The 24,095-nt window shown below is 61.1% G+C and carries 19 protein-coding genes; 6 read left to right on the forward strand and 13 right to left on the reverse strand.

Annotation, left to right across the window (positions count from 1 at the left end; genetic code table 11):
• Nucleotides 1–71: 71 nt before the first annotated feature.
• The 3 genes from ACTV8E_RS05205 to ACTV8E_RS05215 form a co-directional block, all read right to left on the reverse strand.
• Complete coding sequence (locus tag ACTV8E_RS05205; protein WP_443198745.1) at nucleotides 72–845, reverse strand: 3-hydroxybutyrate dehydrogenase; 774 nt, start codon at nucleotides 843–845, stop codon at nucleotides 72–74.
• A 60-nt stretch (nucleotides 846–905) separates the two neighbouring features.
• Complete coding sequence (locus ACTV8E_RS05210; protein ID WP_443198746.1) at nucleotides 906–2,297, reverse strand: GntP family permease; 1,392 nt, start codon at nucleotides 2,295–2,297, stop codon at nucleotides 906–908.
• A 301-nt stretch (nucleotides 2,298–2,598) separates the two neighbouring features.
• The gene (locus tag ACTV8E_RS05215; protein ID WP_443198747.1) at nucleotides 2,599–4,002 is read right to left on the reverse strand and encodes a sigma-54 interaction domain-containing protein; all 1,404 of its coding nucleotides are present in this window, start codon (nucleotides 4,000–4,002) and stop codon (nucleotides 2,599–2,601) included.
• Nucleotides 4,003–4,105: 103 nt separating this feature from the next.
• Between ACTV8E_RS05215 and ACTV8E_RS05220 the strand changes: the two genes are divergently transcribed.
• The gene (locus tag ACTV8E_RS05220) at nucleotides 4,106–4,522 is read left to right on the forward strand and encodes a DUF192 domain-containing protein (RefSeq protein ID WP_273535166.1); all 417 of its coding nucleotides are present in this window, start codon (nucleotides 4,106–4,108) and stop codon (nucleotides 4,520–4,522) included.
• 130 nt (nucleotides 4,523–4,652) lie between these two features.
• On the forward strand, nucleotides 4,653–6,578 hold the full coding sequence (locus tag ACTV8E_RS05225; RefSeq protein WP_443198748.1) for an acyltransferase family protein: 1,926 nt from the start codon (nucleotides 4,653–4,655) through the stop codon (nucleotides 6,576–6,578).
• 36 nt (nucleotides 6,579–6,614) lie between these two features.
• Here ACTV8E_RS05225 and ACTV8E_RS05230 read toward each other — a convergent pair whose 3' ends face one another.
• The 7 genes from ACTV8E_RS05230 to ACTV8E_RS05260 form a co-directional block, all read right to left on the reverse strand.
• A complete protein-coding gene (locus ACTV8E_RS05230; RefSeq protein WP_443198749.1) occupies nucleotides 6,615–7,526 on the reverse strand; it encodes a hydroxymethylglutaryl-CoA lyase in 912 nt (303 codons plus the stop codon).
• Entirely contained in the window at nucleotides 7,523–9,454 is a 1,932-nt protein-coding gene (locus tag ACTV8E_RS05235; RefSeq protein WP_443198750.1) for an acetyl/propionyl/methylcrotonyl-CoA carboxylase subunit alpha, read from the reverse strand. Before ACTV8E_RS05235 ends, ACTV8E_RS05230 begins: the two co-directional genes overlap by 4 nt.
• 42 nt (nucleotides 9,455–9,496) lie before the next feature.
• The gene (locus ACTV8E_RS05240; protein WP_443198751.1) at nucleotides 9,497–10,291 is read right to left on the reverse strand and encodes a gamma-carboxygeranoyl-CoA hydratase; all 795 of its coding nucleotides are present in this window, start codon (nucleotides 10,289–10,291) and stop codon (nucleotides 9,497–9,499) included.
• A gap of 81 nt (nucleotides 10,292–10,372) precedes the next feature.
• Nucleotides 10,373–11,980 carry a carboxyl transferase domain-containing protein gene (locus ACTV8E_RS05245; protein ID WP_443198752.1) on the reverse strand — a complete coding sequence of 536 codons (1,608 nt, stop codon included), beginning with the start codon at nucleotides 11,978–11,980 and terminating at the stop codon, nucleotides 10,373–10,375.
• A gap of 154 nt (nucleotides 11,981–12,134) precedes the next feature.
• Nucleotides 12,135–13,298, reverse strand: coding sequence for an isovaleryl-CoA dehydrogenase (locus tag ACTV8E_RS05250; RefSeq protein WP_443198753.1), 1,164 nt, complete (start codon nucleotides 13,296–13,298; stop codon nucleotides 12,135–12,137).
• 54 nt (nucleotides 13,299–13,352) lie between these two features.
• On the reverse strand, nucleotides 13,353–13,733 hold the full coding sequence (locus tag ACTV8E_RS05255; RefSeq protein WP_443198754.1) for a MerR family transcriptional regulator: 381 nt from the start codon (nucleotides 13,731–13,733) through the stop codon (nucleotides 13,353–13,355).
• A gap of 158 nt (nucleotides 13,734–13,891) precedes the next feature.
• A complete protein-coding gene (locus tag ACTV8E_RS05260; RefSeq protein ID WP_443198755.1) occupies nucleotides 13,892–14,800 on the reverse strand; it encodes a LysR family transcriptional regulator in 909 nt (302 codons plus the stop codon).
• A gap of 159 nt (nucleotides 14,801–14,959) precedes the next feature.
• On the opposite strand from ACTV8E_RS05260, the gene ACTV8E_RS05265 reads away from it, so the two are divergent.
• From ACTV8E_RS05265 to mddA, 4 genes are all read left to right on the forward strand, one after another.
• Nucleotides 14,960–16,189: an acyl-CoA dehydrogenase gene (locus ACTV8E_RS05265; protein ID WP_251836031.1), complete on the forward strand. Its 1,230-nt coding sequence runs from the start codon at nucleotides 14,960–14,962 to the stop codon at nucleotides 16,187–16,189.
• Between the two features lie 65 nt (nucleotides 16,190–16,254).
• Nucleotides 16,255–16,965 (forward strand): response regulator, encoded by a 711-nt coding sequence (locus tag ACTV8E_RS05270; protein ID WP_443198756.1) that lies wholly within the window; start codon nucleotides 16,255–16,257, stop codon nucleotides 16,963–16,965.
• A gap of 108 nt (nucleotides 16,966–17,073) precedes the next feature.
• On the forward strand, nucleotides 17,074–19,440 hold the full coding sequence (locus tag ACTV8E_RS05275; protein WP_443198757.1) for a PAS domain S-box protein: 2,367 nt from the start codon (nucleotides 17,074–17,076) through the stop codon (nucleotides 19,438–19,440).
• A 121-nt stretch (nucleotides 19,441–19,561) separates the two neighbouring features.
• Nucleotides 19,562–20,320 carry a methanethiol S-methyltransferase gene (mddA, locus tag ACTV8E_RS05280; protein ID WP_443198758.1) on the forward strand — a complete coding sequence of 253 codons (759 nt, stop codon included), beginning with the start codon at nucleotides 19,562–19,564 and terminating at the stop codon, nucleotides 20,318–20,320.
• Nucleotides 20,321–20,369: 49 nt separating this feature from the next.
• Here the strand turns inward: mddA and ACTV8E_RS05285 are convergent, their stop codons facing one another.
• The 3 genes from ACTV8E_RS05285 to xthA all read right to left on the reverse strand — a co-directional run bounded on the left by ACTV8E_RS05285 (nucleotide 20,370) and on the right by xthA (nucleotide 23,812).
• A complete protein-coding gene (locus ACTV8E_RS05285; protein ID WP_443198759.1) occupies nucleotides 20,370–21,371 on the reverse strand; it encodes a TerC family protein in 1,002 nt (333 codons plus the stop codon).
• A gap of 112 nt (nucleotides 21,372–21,483) precedes the next feature.
• Nucleotides 21,484–22,896: a substrate-binding domain-containing protein gene (locus ACTV8E_RS05290; RefSeq protein ID WP_443198760.1), complete on the reverse strand. Its 1,413-nt coding sequence runs from the start codon at nucleotides 22,894–22,896 to the stop codon at nucleotides 21,484–21,486.
• Nucleotides 22,897–22,999: 103 nt separating this feature from the next.
• Nucleotides 23,000–23,812, reverse strand: a complete 813-nt coding sequence (gene xthA / locus ACTV8E_RS05295; protein WP_443198761.1) for an exodeoxyribonuclease III — start codon at nucleotides 23,810–23,812, stop codon at nucleotides 23,000–23,002.
• Nucleotides 23,813–24,095 lie beyond the last annotated feature (283 nt).

Here is a 24,095-nt window from a genome sequence, read left to right on the forward strand (position 1 = left end):
ATTCTAGCCGCGTGGTAAACCATCACCGAAAGCCGCTCCAGCGGAGCGGCTCGGGTCACGCTTGAGGTTTGTTATTGCGCGGTCCAGCCGCCGTCCATGTTCCAGGCGGCGCCGCGAACCTGATTGGCTGCCTGGCTGCACAGGAACAACACCAGCTCGCCCAGTTGTTCAGGTGTGACGAAATCCAGCGAAGGCTGTTTTTCAGCCAGTAGCTCCTGGCGGGCCTGGGCGACATTCCCCTGGGTCTGACTGGTGCGACTGTCGATTTGCTTTTGCACCAGCGGCGTCAGTACCCAGCCCGGGCAAATGGCATTGCAGGTAATGGCGGTGGTCGCGGTCTCCAGCGCCACGACCTTGGTCAGGCCGATCACTCCATGCTTGGCGGCGACATAGGCAGATTTCTGCGCAGAACCCACCAGCCCATGCACCGAGGCGATGTTGACGATCCGCCCCCAGCCGCGCTGGCGCATCCCCGGCAGAGCCAGGCGCGTGGTGTGAAACACCGAGGACAGGTTGATGGACAGGATTGCATCCCAGCGTTCCGCCGGAAACTCCTCCACCGGCGCCACATGCTGAATACCGGCATTGTTGACCAGGATGTCGATGCCGCCGAATTCGCGTTGCGCGTAGTCGCTCATGGCGGCGATTTGCTCCGGATCGGCAACGTCCGCCGGGTGGTGAGCGACCTTGCCGCCGTGGCGTTTTACGTCGCTAATCGCAGCGTCGGCATCGCCGAAGCCATTGAGAATCAAATTGGCACCTGCGGCGGCCAAGGTATGGGCGATGCCCAGGCCGATGCCGCTGGTGGAGCCGGTGACCAGAGCGGTCTTGCCTTTCAAGATCATGGGTGTTGTCTCGTTCAGGGGGCGCAGGCGGTCTGCTCGCCTGCGCCGCATCGATGGGGATCAGACGATGCCGGTCGCGTAGTACACGCCGATTATGAAAAACACGGCGACGGTGGAAATCAGCGTAATACCGAATATGTCCTTGTACGCCTCGCGGTGGGTCAGGCCGGTGACCGCCAATAGCGTGATCACGGCGCCGTTGTGGGGCAGGGTGTCCATCCCGCCACTGGCCATCGACGCCACGCGGTGCAGAACTTCCAGGGGAATTGCGGCGGCATTGGCGGCGCTGACGAAGCTTTCCGACATGGCGGCCAGGGCGATGCTCATGCCGCCGGACGCCGAACCGGTAATCCCGGCCAGCAGGTTGACGGTGATCGCTTCGTTGATTAGCGGGTTGGGGATGCTTTCCAGGGCATTGGCCACCAGCATGAACCCGGGCAGAGCGGCGATCACCGCGCCGAACCCGTACTCAGACGCAGTGTTCATGGCAGCCAGCAGCGAGCCGCCGACGGCAGTCTTGGTCCCTTCGGCGAGCTTGTCCTTGACGGTGCGGAACGAGCACACCAGCACCAGCACAATCCCGGTCAGCAGCGCCGCCTCAACGGCCCAGATGCCGGTGATTTTGGCTACTTCGGTCTGGATAGGCGCGCTCATGCCCGGCAATTGCAGGATGTGGCTCTGGCCATACAGCTGCGGAATCAGGTTGGTGTACACCAGGTTGGAGACTCCCACCACCAGCAGCGGCGACAGGGCCAGCCAGGGGTTCGGCAATTTGATGTCATCCGGTGTGTCTGGCTCGTTGCGCAGGTCTGTGCCATAGCCTTCGCCCGCGCGCTGGGCCTTGTTCAGCTGCCGGCGCAGATACAGCATGCCGACGAAAAACATGAACAACGTACCGGCGACGCCGAGCCAGGGCGCTGCCCAGGCATTGGTGCTGAAAAAGGCGGTCGGGATGATGTTCTGGATTTGCGGCGTGCCGGGCAGCGCAGTCATGGTGAAGGTGAAGGCGCCTAGGGCGATGGTCGCCGGTATCAGGCGCTTGGGAATGTTGCTCTGGCGGAACATCTCCGCCGCGAAGGGATACACGGCGAACACCACCACGAACAGCGAGACGCCACCGTAGGTGAGCAGGGCGCAGACCAGGACGATGACCAGCATCGCCTGTTGCGTGCCGAGCAGACGGATGGCAGCGGCCACGATCGAGCGCGAGAAACCGGACAGCTCGATCAGTTTGCCGAACACGGCACCGAGCAGGAATACCGGGAAGTACAGCTTTACGAAGCCGACCATTTTGTCCATGAACAGGCCGGTGAAGGCGGGTGCCACGGCAGAAGGGTCAGTGAGCAGGACGGCCCCCATGGCGGCAATGGGGGCAAAGAGGATGACGCTGTAACCGCGGTAGGCGGCCACCATCAGCAGTATCAATGCAGCAAGGGCGACGATGACACTCATCGGAATTCTCCTTGGGCACTGCTACGAAGCAATCTGGCGCGGGTGTGGTGTTTCCAGGCGGGCGGCTTCGTGGCAGGCATTTTTGTTGTTGTTTTAGGTGCGGAACGAGCCGCAGCGAAGCTATAGCGAGTTTTGTGCCATATCGGTAACACGCTGATTTATAAGTATTTTTTGCTTATTTTTGATAAGGGCTGGGCAGTGGTTTCTCCAAACGGAGAAAAATCGCTGACTAAATCCAAGACAAAGCCAGGTTGCATCAGGGGTCCCGCGCTGTCTCTTTCTCGAGACTGGTGTCTCGCTATCAAGACACAATGCCCAGCGCAGCCATTTTCTTGTATAGGGTCGAGCGCCCCATCCGCAGTTGGCGGGCCGTCGCGTCGACATTCCCGCAGTGCTCGGCCAGTGCCGCTGAGATGAACTGTCGCTCGAACTGCAGCCGTGCCTGCTGGAAGTCACCCAAGGCGGGCAGGGTGTGCCGTGACGACGCGGGCGCGGTTAGCGGGTGCAGGACGCCAATGGCGGTGCGCAGCGCTTCCTCGCTCAACACGGCCTCGTCGTTGAGCAGTGCGGCGCGCTCCAGCACGTTGCGCAGTTCGCGGATATTCCCCGGCCAGGCATGGCGAGAGAGAAGTTCGAGAGCTTGAGGAGCAAGCTCATGGTGGTTGCCAAACTCATCAAAGATGGCTTCGCACAGGGCCGGCAAGTCTTCGAGGCGCTCGCGCAGCGGTGGTACGCGAATCGGTAGAACGTTGAGGCGGTAATACAGGTCGGCGCGGAACTCGCCCCGCTGCACTGCTACTTCGAGGTCGATGGAGGTTGCGGCAATCAGGCGAATATCGCTGCTGATCACCTCGTTGGAGCCGACCGGCTCGAATTCTTTTTCCTGCAATACGCGCAACAGCTTGCTCTGCAGTGGCAAAGGCATGTCGCCAATTTCATCAAGAAACAGAGTGCCACCCTGGGCAATCTGCAACTTGCCGGCACGTCCCTTGCGATCCGCCCCAGTAAACGCCCCCGGTGCGGTGCCGAAGAACTCGGCCTCCAGCAGTGTTTCCGGGATGGCTGCGGTATTGACGCTGACAAAAGCCTTGTGAGCTCGCGGGGAGGTGCTGTGGATGGCGTGGGCCAGGAGCTCCTTGCCGGTGCCGGTTTCGCCCAGCAGTAGCACGGGCGAATCCGTGCCTGCACTGCGTCTGGCGCGGCGCTTGACCTCCAGGCTGGCGGCGCTGGTACCGATGAAGTTCGCGAAGTTGTACTTGGCCTGGCGTGCGCGCAATAACGAACGGGTCGAGGCCAGTTCTTCCTGCATCTGTTGATAGCGGGTCAGCAAGGGGGCCAGGCTTTTCAACCGACCGAACAAGGCGAAGCCGATGGCGCCGATGACCTGTTCGGCATCGTCACGAATCGGCAGGCGCATCACCACCAGCGGTTCGGTGGACGTATCGAGCATGTCCAGCAGCAGGGGTTGGCCTGTGGTTACCACTTCGCGCATCAAGCTGCTGGGAATCACACTTTCGCAAGGTTTGCCAATGGCTTCCTGGGCGCTGGCCAGGCCGAAGCGTTGGGCATAGCGCTCGTTCATCCAGACGATATTGGCATTGCGGTCGACAATGATCGTGCCCGCGCTGGACTGCTCGACGATTTCAAACAGCGAGCGGATGGCGAGTTGGCGTACCCGTTGGTAATCCTTGAGGCTGGTATCCATGCGTTACCTGCAGCGATGCGATTCGAAAAGGAAGGGCGGTTTGGCGAGCGATATAGCCTCGCCTATAGTCCTGATCTTTGATCCTGTGACAAGGAACCACTCCATGCGCCTGTTTCTATTGGCCAGTATTCTGGCCGGCCCGGCACTGGCCGAACCCGGACTTTTACCCCTGTTGTTCGGAGAGCATCGCCTGCAGGTCGAGTTCGCGTCCAGTCAGCAAGAACGTCAACAGGGCCTGATGGGGCGCACCGAGCTGGCGGAATCAGCCGGCATGCTGTTCAGATTCCCTGACTTGAAGCGTCAATGTTTGTGGATGAAAGATACGCCATTGCCGCTGTCGGCAGCCTTCCTTGATGAGCAGGGGCGGGTTATCAATCTCATCGACCTCGAACCCCATGACTTGCAAGTCAAATGCTCCAGCGCGCCTGCGCGGTTTGCCGTGGAGGCCAACCAGGGCTGGTTCGGCCAGCGGCAGATCGTACCCGGCATATCCGTAAGGGGCTTGCCGGCAGCTGAATGAGTGGCGCTATGCTGGGTTCGGCTCTTGCGATATCAGGCCGATATCAATCCGCGGATTGCAGGTGCTGCCGGGTGTTATGCATAATGCCGGACTTTTTCTGGCCGGGTTTCCGGTATCTCTTTAGGTTGCCATGCATTACCGCACCGATATCGAAGGACTCAGGGCGCTTGCCGTTCTCCTGGTCATTGCTTACCACTATCAGTTTCCTGGCATCACCGGCGGGTTTATTGGCGTCGATGTCTTCTTCGTCATTTCCGGCTTCGTCATCACCCAGTTGCTGATGCGCTCCATGGCGCAAGGCACGTTCAGCTTCGCTGATTTCTATGCACGCCGAATCCGACGCCTGGTTCCGGTGTTTCTGCTGGTGTCCACGGCCAGCTTCCTGCTGATTTCGCCGTATTACCTAGACGACGACTACTACGTTTTTTCCAAGAGCTGGCTGAGTTCTTTGGTCGGCGTCAGCAACTTTTATTATTTCAGCGAGCTGAATCAGTATTTCGCGCCTGAAACCCAATCACTCACGCTCCTGCATACTTGGTCGCTGGCGGTCGAAGAGCAGTTTTACCTGCTCTGGCCGCTGACGCTGCTGTTGGTCTGGCGCTGCTTCCGGAGCTGGGGTGGCGTACGCGTCTTCCTGTTCATCGTGCTGCTTGCTTTGTTGCTGTCTGTGTATCTGGCGGAAACAGCCCCCAAGGCCGCTTATTACCTGTTGCCGGCCCGGTTGTTCGAGTTGCTGCTTGGCGCCGGCGTCGCCCTGCACGCAAGCCGCTTGCCGGTGTTGCAATCCTGGATGGCACAGATAGTCGCGACCACGGGCTTGGTTTTGATCGTCGCCACCGGCCTGCTGCTGGATAACAGCGATCATTTCCCCGGCTACAACGCCTTGTGGCCGACCTTGGGCACCGCGTTGATCATTTACGCAGGACTGCACCAGCCTGGTACCTGGGTGGCGCGGCTGCTCAGCCTGCGCTGGATGGTCTTCCTGGGTGGTATTTCATATTCGCTGTATCTCTGGCACTGGCCGATTGTGGCGTTGCTCCATTACCAGTTGGTGGAGCTCACCTGGCCGATCCGCCTGTCCATGGTCGCCGGAGTCATTCTGCTGTCCTGGCTCAGTTATCGCTTGGTGGAAAACCCTTTCCGCTACACGCAGTGGCGACTGGGCAAGCTGCTTCTGCTGATGGTGTTGGCGCCTGCGGTGTTGATGTGGGCGGTGCAGGTCACCATCCGACTGGCAGATGACATCAGTTTCCGTATTCCGGAAGAGCGCCGCGAGCTCTACAAGATCATCGAGCAGAATGACGATACGGACCTGTATAAAGCCTGTTTCAAAGGACCTTATTACCAGTTCAATACCTCGGCCAAATGTCTGTTCGGCGTACCGGCACCGCAAGGCGAGCCCAACAGCATTCTGATTGGCGACTCCCACGCCATTGCGCTGATGGGGTTTGTCGAAGAGCTGATTGCCGGTACGGACCGCTCACTGCTGCTGGTGACCCAGGCCTCTACGCCTTTCGTTCTGGCCGAGCATGCAGCCACGGTATTCGGGAATGACAGCGAGAAAATAGATCGCAGCCGTGCGCTGACCGAATACCTGAGCAAGCGCCCGATGACGGTTTTCGTGTCGGCGTATTGGGATGCCTACCTGGCCAGTTCGACCCATCACCGCGCTTTTCTGGCGGCCATTGGCTGGCTGGTGGAGCAGGGGCATGAGGTGATCATGCTTGAGGATGTTCCCACGTTGCCCTCATCGGCCCATGCTCATTGCCTGCTCAAGAACATGCCGGACTGCTCCATCGACGTCGCCCCGGTCCGTCAACGCCTGGCCAACTTCGAACGATTCAAGGCGGAGATACGCGCTGGATATCCCCAGGTGGCCTGGATCAATCCCCGCGAGGTCATCTGCGACGAAGCGCGTTGCCAGACGGTGCTCAACGGCATACCTCTCTATCGGGATGCGGACCATCTGAATAACCTGGGCGCCCGGGAAATCGCACGGGCTTATCTGCAACGCTTCGGCAACCCTTTGCTCGAGCGGTATTCGGCTAATCCATAACGGCGCTGGACGCGCCGCCGTTATGGGGTGGTTCAGTCAGGGATCAGCCCGAGCTGCGGCGAGCGCCTGTGCCACACACGAGCCATTTTGGCGGCCGAGCAGCGCGCAAATGCGCTCGCCAGCGGCGATCAGTCGTTGCAGATCCACGCCGGTGTCGATACCCAGTCCTTGCAACAGGTAAACCACGTCTTCGCTGGCCACATTGCCACTGGCGCCCCGCGCATAAGGGCAACCTCCCAAGCCGGCGACGGAGCTGTCGAACACCGCGATACCTTCCAGCAGGCTGGCATAGATGTTTGCCAGCGCCTGGCCGTAGGTGTCGTGGAAGTGCCCGGCCAGGCGTTCGCGGGGGATGTCCCGGGCAACCACCTCGAGCAGCTGACGGGTCTTGCCCGGCGTGCCGACGCCGATGGTGTCGCCCAGTGAAATCTCGTAGCAGCCCATGGCGAACAGCTCCCGGGCCACCTGGGCCACCTGCGCCGGGAAGATCTCGCCTTCATACGGGCAGCCCAGCACGCAGGACACATAGCCGCGCACGCGAATGCCGTTTTGCCGCGCGGCGCCCATGAGCGGCATGAAGCGTTGCAGGCTTTCGGCAATGGAGCAGTTGATGTTCTTTTGCGAAAAGCTTTCCGAGGCGGCGGCGAATACAGCGACTTCCTTGACGCCCGCCTCCAGAGCCGCTGTAAAGCCCTGCAGATTGGGCGTCAGGGCTGCGTAGGTGACGCCAGGCTTGGGTTGTATCTGCGCAAACACCTCGGCGCTGCCGGCCATCTGCGGCACCCATTTGGGCGATACAAAACTGCCGACTTCGATATAGCTCAGTCCTGCAGCGCTCAAGTCATCGACCAGGCGCACCTTGTCAGCCACGCTGATCGGTAGTTTCTCGTTCTGCAGACCGTCCCGTGGGCCGACTTCGACCAGGCGGGCGCGTTGCGGCAGGCTCATTCTTCCAGCTCCACCAGGGCCGCGCCCTCGCTGACCATGTCGCCTTCTGCGCAATACAGCGCCTTGATCGTCCCGGCTTGCGGCGCGCGAATGCTGTGTTCCATCTTCATGGCTTCCAGTACCACCAGCGCCGTACCGGCCTTGATGGCCTGGCCGGGTTCAACCAATACACGCACGATGCTGCCGTTCATGGGCGCCACAAGGCCGCCGTGGTGCGCATGACTGGCTTCTACTTCAGCGATGGCATCGACACGGGTCACCACTTGCAATTCACCGTTCCATTCCAGGTACAGAGTATCGCCCTGGCGGATGGCCTGCAGGCGTTGCTGGACGCCGGAGGCGTTGGTGTACAGCAGTTGATCGCCGCACAACTGCGCATTGCCAGACGGGCGAATGACCTGGGAAATGCCGTTGCAGCGCAGGTGCACGATGCGTTGTGCCGGCAGTCCGGCACGCCAGCCATTGGTGGAGGTCCAGGGCGAATGCGCATCGTCCGTGCGCTGACGAGCAGGTTCGCTGTTTATAAAGGCTGCAGCGGCCAGTTGCCAGAAATCCTGTGGCAGCTCAGTCGGTGGCGGTAGCAGATCGGCGTGGTAGCGGGGGATAAAGCCGGTGTCCAGCTCGGCCGCAGCAAAGGCCGCATGAGCCAAGACGCGACGCAGGAACGGCAGGTTGGTCTTGAAACCGCCCACCGCCAGCTCGTCCAGCATGCTCAGCAGGCGCAACCGGGCTTCTTCGCGGGTTTCACCCCAGGCAATCAGCTTGGCCAGCATCGGATCATAAAAGGGCGAGACGCTGTCGCCTTCGCTGACGCCACTGTCCACCCGGCGTCCGGGTCCGGTGGCGGGTTCGCGATACAGCGTCAGCGTGCCCGAGGCGGGCAGGAAGTCCTGCTCGGTGTCTTCGGCATATAGACGCACTTCAATGGCATGGCCGTTCAGAGGAACTTCATCCTGCGTGATCGGCAACACTTCGCCATTCGCCACGCGAATCTGCCAGGCCACCAGGTCCAGGCCGGTGATGGCTTCGGTCACCGGATGCTCGACCTGCAAACGGGTGTTCATCTCCATGAAAAAGAAGTCACCGCGGGAGTCCAGCAGAAATTCCACGGTGCCGGCGCCGACATACCCGATGGCTTGGGCGGCCTTGACCGCCGCTTCGCCCATGGCGCGGCGCAGTTCAGCGGACAGGCCCGGCGCGGGTGCTTCTTCGACGACTTTCTGGTGGCGACGCTGAATGGAGCAGTCGCGCTCGTTGAGGTACAGGCAATTACCGTGCTGGTCAGCGAATACCTGGATTTCCACGTGACGCGGCTTGAGGACGTATTTTTCCACCAGCATGCGCGCATCGCCAAAGGCCGACTGCGCCTCGCGCTGCGCCGATTGCAGGGCTTCGGCCAGGTCAGCCTCGCGCTCCACCACTTTCATGCCTTTGCCGCCGCCGCCGGCAGCGGCCTTGAGCAGCACCGGGTAGCCGATGCGCTCGGCGGCGGCGCGGAAGGTTTCCACGTCCTGCGCCTCGCCGTGGTAACCGGGCACCAAGGGCACGCCAGCGGTTTCCATCAAGGCCTTGGCGGCGGACTTGCTGCCCATGGCGTCGATGGCCGAGGCGGGTGGTCCGAGAAACAGCAGGCCGTTTTGCTCGCAGGCGCGCGCAAAGGCGGCATTTTCAGCCAGAAAACCGTAACCGGGGTGAATGGCCTGGGCGCCGGATGCCTGGGCGGCGGCGATGATGGCGTCGATGCGCAGGTAGCTTTCCGCCGGTTTGGCGCCCCCCAGATCCACGCTCAGGTCCGCCTCGCGCACATGGCGCGCCTGGCGGTCGATGTCGCTGTGCACGGCCACGGTCTTGATACCCAGGGCATTGGCCGTGCGCATGATGCGGCAGGCAATCTCGCCCCGGTTGGCGATCAGCAGCGTTGTAATCATTATTTTCCGCTCCAGTATTTTCTTGCAGCTTGCAGCTTGCAGCTAGTGGCTCTGCCAGTTCGGTTTGCGCTTTTCGAGGAAGGCTTTCAGGCCTTCCTGGCCCTCCTCGCTGATGCGGATGCGGGCGATGGCGCTTTCCGTGTGGCGGCGCAGGGCAAGGCTCAAGGCGCCATGACCCACTTCGTTGAGCAGGTCCTTGCACGCGGCCATCGCTTGCGGGCTGTTCAGCATCCATTGCCCGATCCAGTGTTCGACGGCCGCGTCGAGGCCGTCCTCGCCATAGCATTCGGCAAACAGGCCCAGCTCGCGCGCACGTTCGCCGTCGAAGGCTTCGGCGCTCAAGGCATAGCGACGTGTCGCGCGGCGGCCAATGGCATGCACCACGAATGGGCTGATCACCGCCGGCATCAGACCGACGCGGACTTCCGACAGGCAGACGCGCGCGCTCTCGGTGCCAATGGCCATGTCGCAGCAGGCGATCAGGCCCACCGCGCCGCCGTAGGCGGCGCCCTGGACCACGGCCAAGGTTGGCACGCGCAGCTGTTGCAGGCTGTACATCAGCTCGCCCAGGCGCTGTGAATCCTCCAGGTTGGCGTGAAAGTTCAAGTGGGCGCTTTCCTGCATCCAGGCCAGGTCCGCACCGGCTGAAAAATGCTTGCCGCGCCCGCGCAGCAGCAGGAAGCGCAAGGAGTCATCCTCGCCGCAGGTTTTGATGGCCGCAGTGAGCTCACGGATCATCTGAGCGTTGAAGGCGTTGTTCTTCTCCGGGCGATTCAGCCACAGGGTGGCGAAGCCGCGCGGGTCGGTTTCGAGCTGGATGGTCTGGAAGTCGTTCATGGAAAACTCCGTTTTGAGCTGCAAGCTTCAGGCTACAAGCCGCAAGCGGTTCTGCAGTTTTTCTTGTTGCTTGTCGCTGCTTCACATGCGGAACACGCCGAAGCGGGTCGGCTCGATCGGGGCGTTGAGGCTGGCTGACAGCGCCAGGCCCAGTACGTCGCGGGTTTGCGCAGGATCGATGACGCCGTCGTCCCACAGGCGAGCGCTGGAGTAATAAGGATGGCCCTGGTGTTCGTACTGATCGAGGATCGGCTGCTTGAGTTGCTGCTCCTCTTCAGCGGAAAACGACTGCCCGGCACGTTCGGCCTGCTCGTGCTTGACCTGGGCGAGCACGCCGGCGGCCTGTTCGCCGCCCATCACCGAGATGCGCGCGTTCGGCCACATCCACAGGAAACGCGGATCGTAAGCGCGCCCGCACATGCCGTAGTTACCGGCACCGAAGCTGCCGCCGATGATCACGGTGAATTTCGGCACTTGGGCGCAGGCCACGGCGGTCACCAGCTTGGCACCGTGCTTGGCAATGCCGCCGGCCTCGTATTTCTGGCCGACCATGAAACCGGTGATGTTCTGCAGAAACAGCAGCGGAATCCCCCGCTGGCAGGCCAGTTCGATGAAATTCGCGCCTTTTTGCGCCGACTCGGCGAACAGGATGCCGTTGTTGGCGAGGATCGCCACCGGGTAGCCGTGCAGGTGAGCGAAGCCGCACACCAGCGTGGTACCGAACAATGTCTTGTATTCGTCCAGCTGCGAATCATCGACGATGCGTGCAATCACCTCGCGCACGTCGAAGGGCTGTTTGCTATCTGCGGGAATTACGCCGTACAGCTCATCGGTTGCGTAGCGTGGTGCAATTGGAGTGCGGCTCTGTACCTGGCCAAGCTTGCGCCAATTGAGGTTGGCGATGCAGCGCCGCGCCAGTGCCAAGGCATGTTCATCATTTTCTGCGTAATGGTCGGCCACACCGGAGATCTTGCAGTGCACGTCAGCGCCGCCTAGCGCTTCGGCGCTGACAACTTCGCCCGTGGCGGCCTTCACCAGTGGCGGACCGGCGAGGAAAATGGTCGCCTGGTTACGCACCATGATGGCTTCGTCGGCCATGGCCGGCACATAGGCGCCACCGGCCGTGCACGACCCCATCACCACGGCAATTTGCGGAATGCCCATGGCACTCATGTTCGCCTGGTTGAAGAAAATCCGCCCGAAGTGTTCGCGATCCGGGAACACCTCATCCTGCCGCGGCAGGTTGGCGCCGCCGGAGTCCACCAGGTAAATGCACGGCAGGCGGTTCTGCTGGGCGATGGTCTGCGCGCGCAGGTGCTTCTTCACAGTCAACGGGTAGTAGCTGCCGCCTTTTACCGTGGCGTCGTTAGCCACGATCATGCATTCGATGCCTTCGACGCGGCCGATACCCGCAATGACGCCGGCGGCCGGCACGTCTTCGCCGTACACCTCGTGGGCGGCCAGTTGACCGATTTCCAGAAAGGGCGAGCCGGCGTCAAGCAACTGGTCGATGCGCTGACGGGGCAGCAGTTTGCCGCGCGAGGTGTGGCGCTCCTGCGCCTTGGCACCGCCACCTTGCTGGACCCGTTCCAGCAGGGCACGCAGGTCGTTGACCTGAGTGAGCATCGCCGCGCTGTTGGCGGCGAACTCCGGGGAACGGGGATTAATCTGGGTATTCAGGATGGCCATGGTCTGGCTCCGATTCATTCCGTAGGGTGAATGGCGCTTTGTCCATCCACCGGCTCTGGCGGAAAACGCTTCGCGGTTTTCCGCCCTACGACTGCGGCTGAACGAGGCTGTAGTGGTTTTGCGTCCAGCCTGCAGCCTCACGCCTCCAACGGCTTTATTTGGTCTCGTTGAACAGCTCGCGGCCGATCAGCATGCGGCGGATTTCGCTGGTGCCGGCGCCGATTTCGTAGAGCTTGGCGTCGCGCAGCAGGCGGCCGGTGGGGAAATCATTGATGTAGCCGTTGCCGCCGAGAATCTGGATGGCGTCCAGGGCCATCTGGGTGGCGCGCTCGGCGGTGTAGAGAATCACGCCGGCGGCGTCCTTGCGGGTGGTCTGGCCACGGTCGCAGGCTTGTGCCACGGCATACAGGTAGGCGCGGCTGGCGTTTAGCTGAGTGTACATGTCGGCAACCTTGCCCTGGATCAGCTGGAACTCGCCGATGCTTTGGCCGAACTGCTGGCGGTCATGAATGTACGGCACCACCACATCCATGCACGCCTGCATGATCCCGGTCGGTCCGCCGGAGAGCACCACGCGCTCGTAGTCGAGGCCGCTCATAAGCACCTTAGCACCGCCATTGAGGGTGCCGAGAATGTTCTCTTCCGGGACCTCGACATCCTGGAACACCAGCTCGCAGGTGTTCGAACCGCGCATGCCCAGCTTGTCCAGCTTCGGGCTGCGCGAGAAGCCTTTGCTGTCGCGCTCGACGATGAACGCGGTGATGCCGCGCGGGCCGGCATTGATGTCGGTCTTGGCGTAGATCACATAGGTGTCGGCATCGGGGCCGTTGGTGATCCACATTTTGCTGCCATTGAGCACGTAACGGTCGCCTTGCTTGTCGGCGCGCAGCTTCATGCTCACTACATCGGAGCCGGCGTTGGGTTCGCTCATGGCCAGGGCGCCAATGTGCTCACCGCTGATCAGCTTGGGCAGGTACTTGGCTTTCTGCTCGGCGCTGCCGTTGCGATTGATCTGATTGACGCACAGGTTGGAGTGGGCGCCGTAGGAGAGGGCTACGGACGCCGAGGCGCGGCTGATTTCTTCCATGGCGATCACGTGGGCCAAGTAGCCCAGGCCGGCACCGCCATACTCCTCACCCACAGTCACGCCCAGAAGGCCCATATCGCCGAACTTGCGCCACATGTCCACGGGGAATTCGTTATCGCGGTCGATTTGCGCGGCGCGCGGGGCCAGCTCGGCTGCGACGAAGGCCTGCACCTGCTCGCGCAGCATGTCGAGGGTTTCGCCCAAGGCGAAATCGAGGGTGGGGTAGCTCATGGTTCACCTGTTGTTTTTAGAGTCGGGAAATGAAGCTTAGAGCTGGGCTACTTGTCAGGTAGTGGCGGCCATGGCGGCGTGGCAGCGCTCCTCGGCGGTATCCAGTTCCAGTTGCATGTGCTGGATGTCCAGCAACTGCTGTTCAAGCTGCGCGCGGCGCTGGCCGATTTTGGCTAGGACGGTCTCCAATTGCTTGCGGTTGCCGCTGCTTGGCTCGTAGAGGTCGATCAGTTCCTTGCATTCGGCCAGCGAGAAACCCAGGCGCTTACCGCGCAAGATCAGCTTCAACGCCACCTTGTCGCGTGGGGAGTAGATACGTTCCTGACCGCGCCGCTGGGGGCTGAGCATGCCTTGTTCTTCATAAAAGCGAATGGCGCGCGTGGTGATATCCAGCTCGCGGGCCAGATCGGAAATGCTGTAAATCGGTACACCCATGCACGAAAATCCTGTGTTGCGTTGACGTTAACGTTAAGCTTACTTGTCGTTAACGTCAAGCAAGAAACTTGATGCCTCTTGGCTTCATCGTTCGCTTTAATTAGCTAATACAATCTCGGTATATATCAGTAGGTTGAGATTATTATTTGATGGTGAGTCTAAGCCTGAGAGTTCACTTTCTGAGCAATGTCGATGAGCTGTTCACGCATCCAGCGATTGGCGGGATCCTGCTCGGTGCTTTCATGCCAGTACAAATGGCTCGCTAGGCGCGGCACATCCAGCACCGGCAATTCAACGGCGAATAGCCCGTGCTGACGGGCAAAACGCTCGGGGACGGTCATGGCCAGGTCCGTTTGCTGCACCACGCTGGAGGCCATCAGATAATGCTGGGAACGCAACACCACCTTGCGTTGCAGGCCTAGCTTGCCCAGGGCCAAATCGACATAGCCGAGTCCGTTGCGCCGGCTGGAAATGTGGATATGACTGAGCGAAAGGTACTCCTCCAGGCTGAGTTGTTCCTTGGCCAGGGGATGGCCCTGGCGCAGGGTGCAGACGAACCGGTCATCCAGTAACTTGACGTGGCGGACCTGCGGATCGCTGTTGAGGGGCAGGTCGACAGCGAAGTCGAGGCGCCCCGATGCCAGCTCCTTGGTGGTCTCCCGGCGGCGCGACAACATGCTTTCGATCTTTACCTGCGGCGCCATGCGACTCAGACGCTGCAGCAGCGGCGGTAGCAGCAGCGCCTCGCTGAGGTCGGTCATGCTGATGTGAAAGGTTTTACTGGCCCCGGCAGGATTGAATACCCGGCTTTCCTGGACTGAAACGCGTAGCAGCTGCAAGGCATTGCGCACCGGGCCGATGATGTTCTGTGCCATGGGGGTGGGCACCATGCCCTGGGCGGTGCGTATGAAGAGCGGATCGTTGAACGTTTCCCGCAGGCGCGACAGCGCATTGGATACCGCCGGCTGGGTAATGCCGACGATTTGCCCGGCGCGGGTCAGGTTGGCTTCGCTGTAAATGGCATCGAACACGATGAACAGGTTGAGATCGACCTTTTGCAGGTTCATATGGGCCCTCCGGCACGCTTTATTTTTATCAGGCGGTTGTCTCTAGCAGCCTGATCATATCCAGCTTATGAATAGCAATACACGCAGACAATAATCTAGATAAATCATGGCCGAGTGTCCTAGCATCGAGTCACACCTCATCCTTAAAGGTAACCGGCCATGGATTTCGCGTACTCCCCCAAGGTTCAGGCGCTGCGTGAACGTGTCACTGCGTTCATGGAAAACCATGTGTATCCCGCCGAGGCAGTCTTCGAGCGCGAAGTGAACGAAGGGGATCGCTGGCAGCCAACCGCGATCATGGAAGCCCTGAAAGCCAAGGCCAAAGCCGAGGGCCTGTGGAATCTGTTCCTGCCGGAATCCGACTACGGCGCGGGCCTGAGCAATACCGAATACGCACCCCTGGCCGAGATCATGGGCCGCTCGCTGCTCGGTCCCGAGCCGTTCAACTGCTCGGCGCCAGACACCGGCAACATGGAAGTGCTGGTGCGCTACGGCAGTGTCGAGCAGAAGACACAATGGCTGGAACCGCTGCTGGCCGGCGAAATCCGTTCCGCTTTTGCCATGACCGAACCCGACGTGGCGTCCTCGGATGCCACCAATATGCAGGCCAACGCCCGGCGCGAGGGTGACGAGTGGGTCATCAACGGTCGCAAGTGGTGGACCTCCGGCGCCTGCGACCCGCGCTGCAAGGTCATGATCTTCATGGGTCTGACCAACCCGGATAACCCGCGTCACCAGCAGCATTCGATGATCCTGGTGCCCAGCGATGCGCCCGGCGTGACCATCGTCCGCCCGCTGCCGGTGTTCGGCTACGACGACGCGCCCCACGGCCACGCCGAGGTGCTGTTCGAGAATGTGCGGGTGCCCTACGAAAACGTGATCCTGGGCGAAGGCCGGGGTTTTGAAATCGCCCAGGGGCGTCTCGGGCCGGGGCGCATCCACCACTGCATGCGCTCGATCGGCATGGCCGAACGCGCGCTGGAGCTGATGTGCAAGCGCTCGGTGTCGCGTCAGGCATTCGGCAAGCCGTTGGCGCGCCTGGGCGGCAATCTCGACCTCATTGCCGACTCGCGCATGGAGATCAACATGGCGCGGCTGTTGACCCTCAACGCCGCCTACATGATGGACACTGTGGGCAATAAGGTGGCGGCCAGCGAGATCGCACAGATCAAAGTGATGGCGCCGAACGTGGCGTTGAAGGTGATCGATCGAGCGATCCAGATGCACGGCGGCGCAGGAGTTTCCGGTGATTTCCCGCTGGCCTACTGGTACGCCATGCAACGGACTCTGCGGCTGGCCGACGGCCCGGACGAAGTGCACCGCGCCACGATCGGCAAGCATGAACTGCGCAAATACGTGCCCAAGGAGCTGCTGCGCGCCAGCCGCTGAGCGCCGCTTAGCGGGAATGCCGACGGGCCCTGACTATGCTGTGAGTGAGGCGGCGAGGGCTGTGTATGACGGGCCAGGCGCGGGTATGGGTGGTGGATGATGACGCCGAGGTGCGGCAGTTGTTGCACGACTACCTCGGCGGTCACGGTTATCAGGTGCAGCTGTGCGCCGACAGCACAGCGCTGCGCCAGGCCTTGGAGCAGGAGTTGCCTGACCTGGTGCTGCTGGACCTCGGCCTGCCCGGCGAGGATGGCCTGAGCCTGGCGCGCTTTCTGCGCGAGCGTCACGATTTGCCGGTGATCATGATTTCCGGCGCCGGTACGCCGCTGGATCGCACCATCGGCCTGGAAGTCGGCGCCGATGATTACCTGGGCAAACCCTTCGATCCGCGTGAGCTGCTGGCACGGGTCAAGAGCGTGCTGCGCCGTTACCGGCCGGCACTGCCCGTCACGAAGCCAACAGAAAATACCGATACGCTGCGTCTGGGGCGGTTTCGACTCGACATGCAACGCCGCCAATTACGCGACGACCAAAATACTGAAATCGAACTGACCGCCATGGAGTTCGACCTGTTGCAAGCGTTTGCCCAGCGTCCGAACCGCCCGTTGTCCCGCGACCAATTGCTTAATCTGACCCAGCACCGCGACTGGAATCCCTACGACCGCTCCATCGACATCCGCATCGCCCGTCTGCGGCGCAAGTTGGAGGACGATCCGGAAAAACCGCAGATCATCCGCACTCTGCGTGGAGTCGGCTACATGCTGGTTTCTGGCTGATTCTGATGCGCAACCCTCTGTTTCAATTGTTTCAGCCACGCCCACTAGGTCTGGCAGCAGACGGTGCCTCTCTATACTCAGGGCATAGCCAGTGGGCGGAGCACAACCATGCACCCGTCGTTCCCACCGTTGACAGCCACGGACGTGGATCATCCGCTGCGGCAGATCGTTGACAACAGTAGCGCGGTGATCTTCATCAAGGATCTTGCCGGCCGCTATCGGCTGGTCAACCCCGCGTTCGAACGTTTCTTCCAGCGCACGGCAGAACAGGTGCTGGGACGCAGTGACCATGAACTGTTTGTTCCTGAAGTAGCCGATGCCCTGCGCTGTAATGACCAGCTGGTGATCAGCCAAGGCCAGCCCATTGAGGTGGAGGAACAGGTGCAGTCCCCCAATGGCAATTGGGTGTACCTGTCCAGCAAGTTCCCAGTGTTCGACGCTGCAGGGCGGGTCATCGCCGTGTGCGGCATCGCCACCGACATCAGCGAGCGCAAGCGCATCGAAGAAGCGCTGAGCCATGTTGCGCTGGGCGTTTCGTCCGCCACCGGCGACGCTGTTTTCGCGGCCATCGCCCGTTACCTGGCGTTGTCGCTGCACGCCGATTTCGCCTTCGTCAGTCGTGCCGCGCGCCCAGACAGTGACAGCCTGGATACCCTGGCGCTCTACCATGCGGGGCGGTTGATCCCCAATGTGCGCTATGAGCTGGCCGGCACACCCTGCCAGGAAGTGTTCGGCAAGCGCTTTCATTTCGTCGAACAAGGCGCCCGCGAGCGATATGCCGCCAGTGATGCCTTGCGTCTGTTCAGCCTCGACAGCTATGCCGGCTACCCGCTGTTCGCCAGCGATGGACGAGCGTTGGGGTTGATTTCCGTGGGCCATAGCCAGTCGCTGCCGGAGCGCAGCCGTGTCGAGGCGGTTCTGAAGATCTTTTCCGTACGTGCCGCCGCCGAATTGCAGCGCCTGGATGCCGAAACCAGCTACCGGTCGATCTTCGAGTCCTCGATGGATGCGATTTTCGTGCACGACCTGGACAGCGGTGCGCTGGTGGATGTGAATCCGAGCGCCTGCGCCATCTACGGCTACAGCTATGAAGAAATGCTGGCTCAGGGCGTAGAGGCCTTCAGCGTCGGGTATTCGCCGTACAGCGGCGCGGATGTCCAGCGCTGGCTGGCTCTGGCTCGCGAGCAGGGGCCGCAGCGTTTCGAGTGGCTGCGCCGCCACCGCGATGGCAGCCTGCACTGGGACGAGGTGTGCCTGAAACGAGCGAGTATTGCCGGAGTCGAGCGCATCCTGGCGTTTACCCGCGACATCAGCGAGCGCAAGCAGGCCGAGCAGCAGCGCGCCGAGCTGGAGCAGCATTTACGCCAGGCGCAACGTATGGAAGCTATCGGCCATCTCACCGGTGGCATCGCCCACGACTTCAATAATTTGCTGACCGGCATGCTCGGCTACACGCACATGGCCGAGGAGCACGCCGAGGAGCGCGACGATGCACAGCTTGGGCATTACCTGGCGCGGGTCCGGCATTCGGCGGAGAAGGCCCGCGACCTCATCCAGCAGATGCTGATCTTCAGTCGCGGCAGTCACGGCCAGCCGCAAGCGTTGGACTTGGAGCGGTTGATTGGCGAGTTTCGGCAGCTGCTACAGTCGACGATGCCGCCCGGTATCGAGATCGACCTGCAATTGTCCCGCGATCTGCCGCCGGTGCTGTTTGACCCGGTGCAACTGGAGCAAGTGCTGATGAACCTGTGCATCAACGCCCGCGACGCCATGGGCGGCTGCGGTCAGCTGCGCATTGCGCTGCGCCGTGGCGGACCACAGCGTGGCATCTGCGCGTCGTGCCAGCAGGCGTTTGTCAGCGATTACCTGGTGCTGGGCGTTGAAGATTCCGGGCCTGGCATCGCCGAGTGGGTGCAGCGGCAGATGTTCGAGCCGTTCTTCACCACCAAGGCATCGGGGCAGGGCAGTGGCATGGGGTTGTCCATGGTGCACGGCATTGTTCACGAATACGGCGGACATCTGCAGCTGAGCACACAGGCGGGGAAGGGCACCTGCTTCCAGGTATTGATTCCGCCATTGCTGTCCATGGAGCACGCCTGCAGGCCCTTGCATGGGCGCGTGGCGGTAGTTGATGACGAGCCGCTGGTGGCTGAGTTCATGAGCGAGCGGCTGCGGCAGTGGGGCCTGGATGTCCAGGTGTGGTCGGATGCCGAGCAGGCTTGTGGTGAGCTACAGCTGGACCCAGCGGCCTGGGATCTGCTGATCCTGGATCAATGCATGCCGCGCCTGACCGGCCTGCAACTGGCCGAGCGTCTACTGGCCGCACGGCCCGATCTTCCCATTGCGCTTTATAGCGGCTTCAGTGATCAGCTCGATAAAGCGCACGTGCAGGCCCTTGGCGTGCGTGCGGTGTGGCACAAACCGTTGGACGAATCGGCGCTATATACCTGGCTACGCACCAACCTGCCGGCATGACCGGCTGAAACCAAAAGGCTACAAAACCGCTGCACCCCGACATCGTGCCGATACACAGCCGGCGCACCCTGACCTCGACTGCACATCCGCAGTTTCTTCACGACGAGGCAGGATTTATCCCATGAAGCGCTATCTGATCTTCCTCTATGGCATCACCAGCTATGCCGTGTTCTTTGCCACCTTTCTCTATGCCATTGCCTTTCTCGGCAATCTGCCCGGCGTGCCGCGCACCATTGATGGTCCTCCCGAGCTGGCGTCAGGCCCGGCCCTGGCCATCGATCTGTTGCTGCTGACAATCTTCGCCGTGCAACACAGCCTGATGGCGCGCCCGGCTTTCAAGGCGCTGTGGACGCAGATCATCCCCGTAGCCGCCGAACGCAGCACCTATGTGCTGTTCTCCAGCCTGGCGCTGATTCTGCTGTTTTATTTCTGGCAGCCGCTGGGCGGGGACGTGTGGACACTGGAAAGTCGGGCCGGGCAATGGCTGATGTATGCAGGCTTCGCCTTCGGTTGGGTGTTGTTGCTGTACAGCACCTTCCTGATCAATCACTTCGATCTGTTCGGCTTGCGCCAGGTGTGGCTGCAGTTGCGGGGCAAAGCTTACACCGACTTGCCGTTCAAGACGCCGGGCGCCTACCGACTGGTGCGCCATCCCTTATACGTAGGCTGGTTCTTTGCCATCTGGTGCACGCCGCAGATGAGCGTTACCCATATGCTGTTTGCTTTGGTGACCGCCGCCTATATTGTCGCGGCGATCAGCTTTGAGGAGCGCGACCTGATCGATGCGCACCCGGAATACAGGGACTACCGGCATCAAGTGCCCAAGCTGTTGCCCAGGTTTCGGTCGGCGCGTGGCCAGCAGGCCAAAGATGCAGTGTAAGCGAACTACCGATACAAACAGGGCGCCTGGCGGCGCCCTGTTTGTGTTGTCAGCTATGGCTTTCCTTGGCCTCGACTTTCACCTCGGCTGGCTGATTACGCGTCTTGATCAACGATAGCAGTACACCACCGGCCAATAGGCCAAAGGTCATGCACAGCGAGAGCAGCGCCGGTACCTTGTAGAAGTCGTGCAGAAGGATCTTGCCGCCAATGAAGACCAGCACCAACGCCAGCGCGTACTTGAGGTACACGAAACGGTGCATCAGCGCGGCCAGGGCGAAGTACAGCGAACGCAGACCGAGAATGGCGAAGATATTCGAGGTGTAGACGATGAACGGATCCTGGGTAATGGAGAACACCGCTGGCACGCTGTCCACGGCGAACACCAGGTCGGCCAGCTCGATCAGCACCAGGCACAGCAGCAGCGGTGTGGCGTACAGCAACGGATGGGAAGCGCCTTCCGGCTGCACGCGCACCAGGAACTTGCCGCCATGCAGGGTATCGGTCACGCGGATGTGTTTACGCGCGAAGCGAACGAAGCGGTTGTTTTCGATGTCCGGGTGTTCCTCTTCCTTCTCGAGGAACATCTTCACGCCGGAGTAGAGCAGGAAGGCGCCGAACAGGTAGAGAATCCAGGCGAACTCGGCTACCAGGGCGGCGCCCAGACCGATCATGATGGCGCGCAGCACGACCACCCCGATAATGCCCCAGAACAGCACGCGGTGCTGGTAACGGCGGGGAATGCCGAAGGCCGCAAAGATCATCGCCATGACGAACACGTTGTCCATGGACAGCGACTGTTCGACCAGGAAGCCGGTATAGAACTCAAGCGCGCTCTGCGAGCCCAGTTCAAACCAGACCCACACCCCGAACAGCACACCCACGCTGAAATAGCCGCTGTACAACAGCAGGCTTTCGCGCATTTCGATTTCGCGTTCAGTGCGATGCAGGACGCCCAGGTCGAGCACCAGCAGTGCAATCACAATGAACAGGAAGCACAGCCACAGCCACGTGGCTGTACCAAATAATGGAGTCGTGAGGAATTCAAGCATTGCGCAGGCCCCTTCAAAGGTGTCGGAAAAAAAGTGACTCCGACATCACGATGAGAAACGCTTACTCATCGCCAGAGGGGCCCGGCGTCACAACCCATATAGGCTATGCCTCTCAAGGCGTCACGGCAATGGGTTCAGGTAACAGATCGTTGCCGAAGGCTCGGTTGACCCAGACCTCCACGCGTCGATTCTTCAGGCGACTGTCTTCCAGGTCGTTCGCTGCCACCGGCATTTCATCGCCGATGCCGACAATACTGCTGATAACGACGCCATTCCTGCGCAATTCTCGACGCACAGCCATGGCGCGCAGTCGCGACAGCAGGTCGGCACGCTGCGCGTTGTTCTTGGCATCGCCAAACCCCACCAATGTCACCTGGCTTCCCGACATCTCGTGGGCGCGCAGGTACTCGCGTACCCGATCGATATCGCGCAGCGCCTTGTTGTCCAGCTGGGCGCTGCCTTCCTGGAAACGAAAATTCACTGATAGACGCTGCGCTTGACGCGCCAGCTGCCGGTAGGCAACGGGCATCTGTTCGCTGGGCGTGATGCGCATGGTGCGCACGTTCTGGGAAATGAAACCGACATTTTCCACGATGGCCTGACCTTGCGGGCCATGCGCGAAGTCGATTAATCGCTGGGCCCACGGGTTTTGCTCGCCTGGCAGGTTGTAAATGAACAAACGCCGGGACAGCGGATAGTCCTCGGTGGCGAGAGTGTTGGCGTTGGGCGGCAGGGGAAGGCCTTCACCGTTGGAAATCAACAGCGCCTTGCTTTGGCCGACCGATGCCAGGCCGACAAAGCCGATACCGTGACGGTCAGCCAGCACCGCTTGGGCGAGGCGGTCATTGGACTTGAAGCGCTGGGCAGCCGGCCCCAGCGTGCGGCCATCGGCATTGAGCACCAGCTCCTTGAACGTGTCGTAGGTGCCGGATTGGTCATCGCGGGCATACAGAGTGATTGGAGCAGGGGCACCACCCACTGCGCTCCAGTTGTTCAGCTCGCCGGCAAACACTGCGGCCAGTTGCTTCGTATCCAGATGCTGAAGGGGGTTCTTTGGATGCACGATGATCGCCAGGCCATCGATGGCGATCACCTGTTCGGCACTGGCGGAGCGCAGATCGCCGAAAGCCGCCAGAGCTGCGACCTCGCTGTCTTTGACCGGGCGGGAGGAAGCGGCCAATTCGGCCGTATGGGAGTGCAAGGCGGTGAAACCGGTACTGGAGCCGTGGGCGGCGATGACGACTTGCACCAGCCGCCCCTGGGGGGTGTAGGCGACCACGCGCTGTTCGTTCGCGCGGGCCCCCTGCACAGTACGGATGCCTCGTAATCCCTGTCGTTGAAACAACCCTTCGACCAGCGCCGGAGCCAGCTTGGCGCCAATGGTGTTGGAGCCCTGGATACGCAGGACGGTCTCGGTTGGGCTTTCGGCCTGTACCACGCTGGGTAGTACACAGCCGCACAGCGCGAGGGATACACAAAACGTGTGGGTGAGACGTCCGAATCGGTGTGCGACAGCGCGCGGCATGGTTACTTTTCCGTGTAAATAATGCCGCGCAGGCTAGATTCGTAATGTGTCAATCATGTGACGTTCTATCGCAATTGCCGAACAGGTCCTTTTCGGTCGGAACCTAGATAATTTCCAGCCAGACCGGTGCATGATCAGACGGTTTTTCCATGCCGCGCAGTTCATAGTCGATGCCGGCGTCCTTGATCCGCTCCTGTAAGCCCAGCGAGGCGAGGATCAGGTCGATGCGCAGGCCGCGCTTGGGTACGTCTTCAAAACCGCGGCTGCGGTAATCGAACCAGCTGAAGCGATCATTAACCTCCGGATACAAGTGGCGGAAGCTGTCCACCAGACCCCAGCCCTTCAAACGCTCCAGCCACTCGCGCTCTTCAGGCAGAAAGCTGCATTTGCCGGTGCGCAGCCAGCGCTTGGCATTCTCAGCACCGATGCCGATGTCGCAATCTTGGGGGGAGATATTGAAATCGCCCATTACCACCACCGCTTCTTGCGGCTGGAATCGCTCTTCCATCAGACGCTGCAGGTCGGCATAAAACTGCGTTTTGGCTGGAAACTTCACCGGGTGATTGCGGCTTTCGCCCTGTGGGAAGTACCCGTTGAAAACATGGATGGTCTGTCCGTCGGCGGTGGCGAAACGGCCGCCGATCCAGCGCCGCTGGGATTCTTCGCCATCGGTAGGAAAGCCCTTGTAGACCTCCAGCGGCGCCTGACGCGAGAGCAGGGCCACACCGTAATGGCCTTTCTGGCCGTGGTAGTGCACGTGATAGCCCAGTGCCTGTACATCGGCGAGAGGGAACTGCTCATCGGAGACTTTGGTCTCTTGCAGACCGATCACGTCGGGCTGGTGCTTGTCGATCAGGGCCGCCAGCTGATGCGGGCGAGCGCGCAGACCATTGATATTGAACGAAACCAACTTCATTGCGGCAGGTCCTGAGAAAACTGCGATGCTAGGGTCTATTGATGCTTCATCGCAAGCCGCGTTGCTGCGCAAAATCTCGCCAGGCTAGGCGTGGGACGCAGGCAATGGTTGTTCCCTTGCCAAGTCCCACAACACCGCATGGCGAGATTTTTCGCGCAACCCCATGGGCCGGGCCTGTTTTTCCGCGATGCAGCGTTTCTCGTCGCTCATTTGGAATGACCAAACTTTGCGCCTCGTGCCTTGCCTCGCGGACAGGCTCCGGCGCGGTCGCGATGAAGCATCA

Source organism: Pseudomonas sp. B392_1p, assembly GCF_052245235.1.
GTDB classification, from domain to species: Bacteria; Pseudomonadota; Gammaproteobacteria; order Pseudomonadales; family Pseudomonadaceae; genus Serpens; species Serpens gallinarum.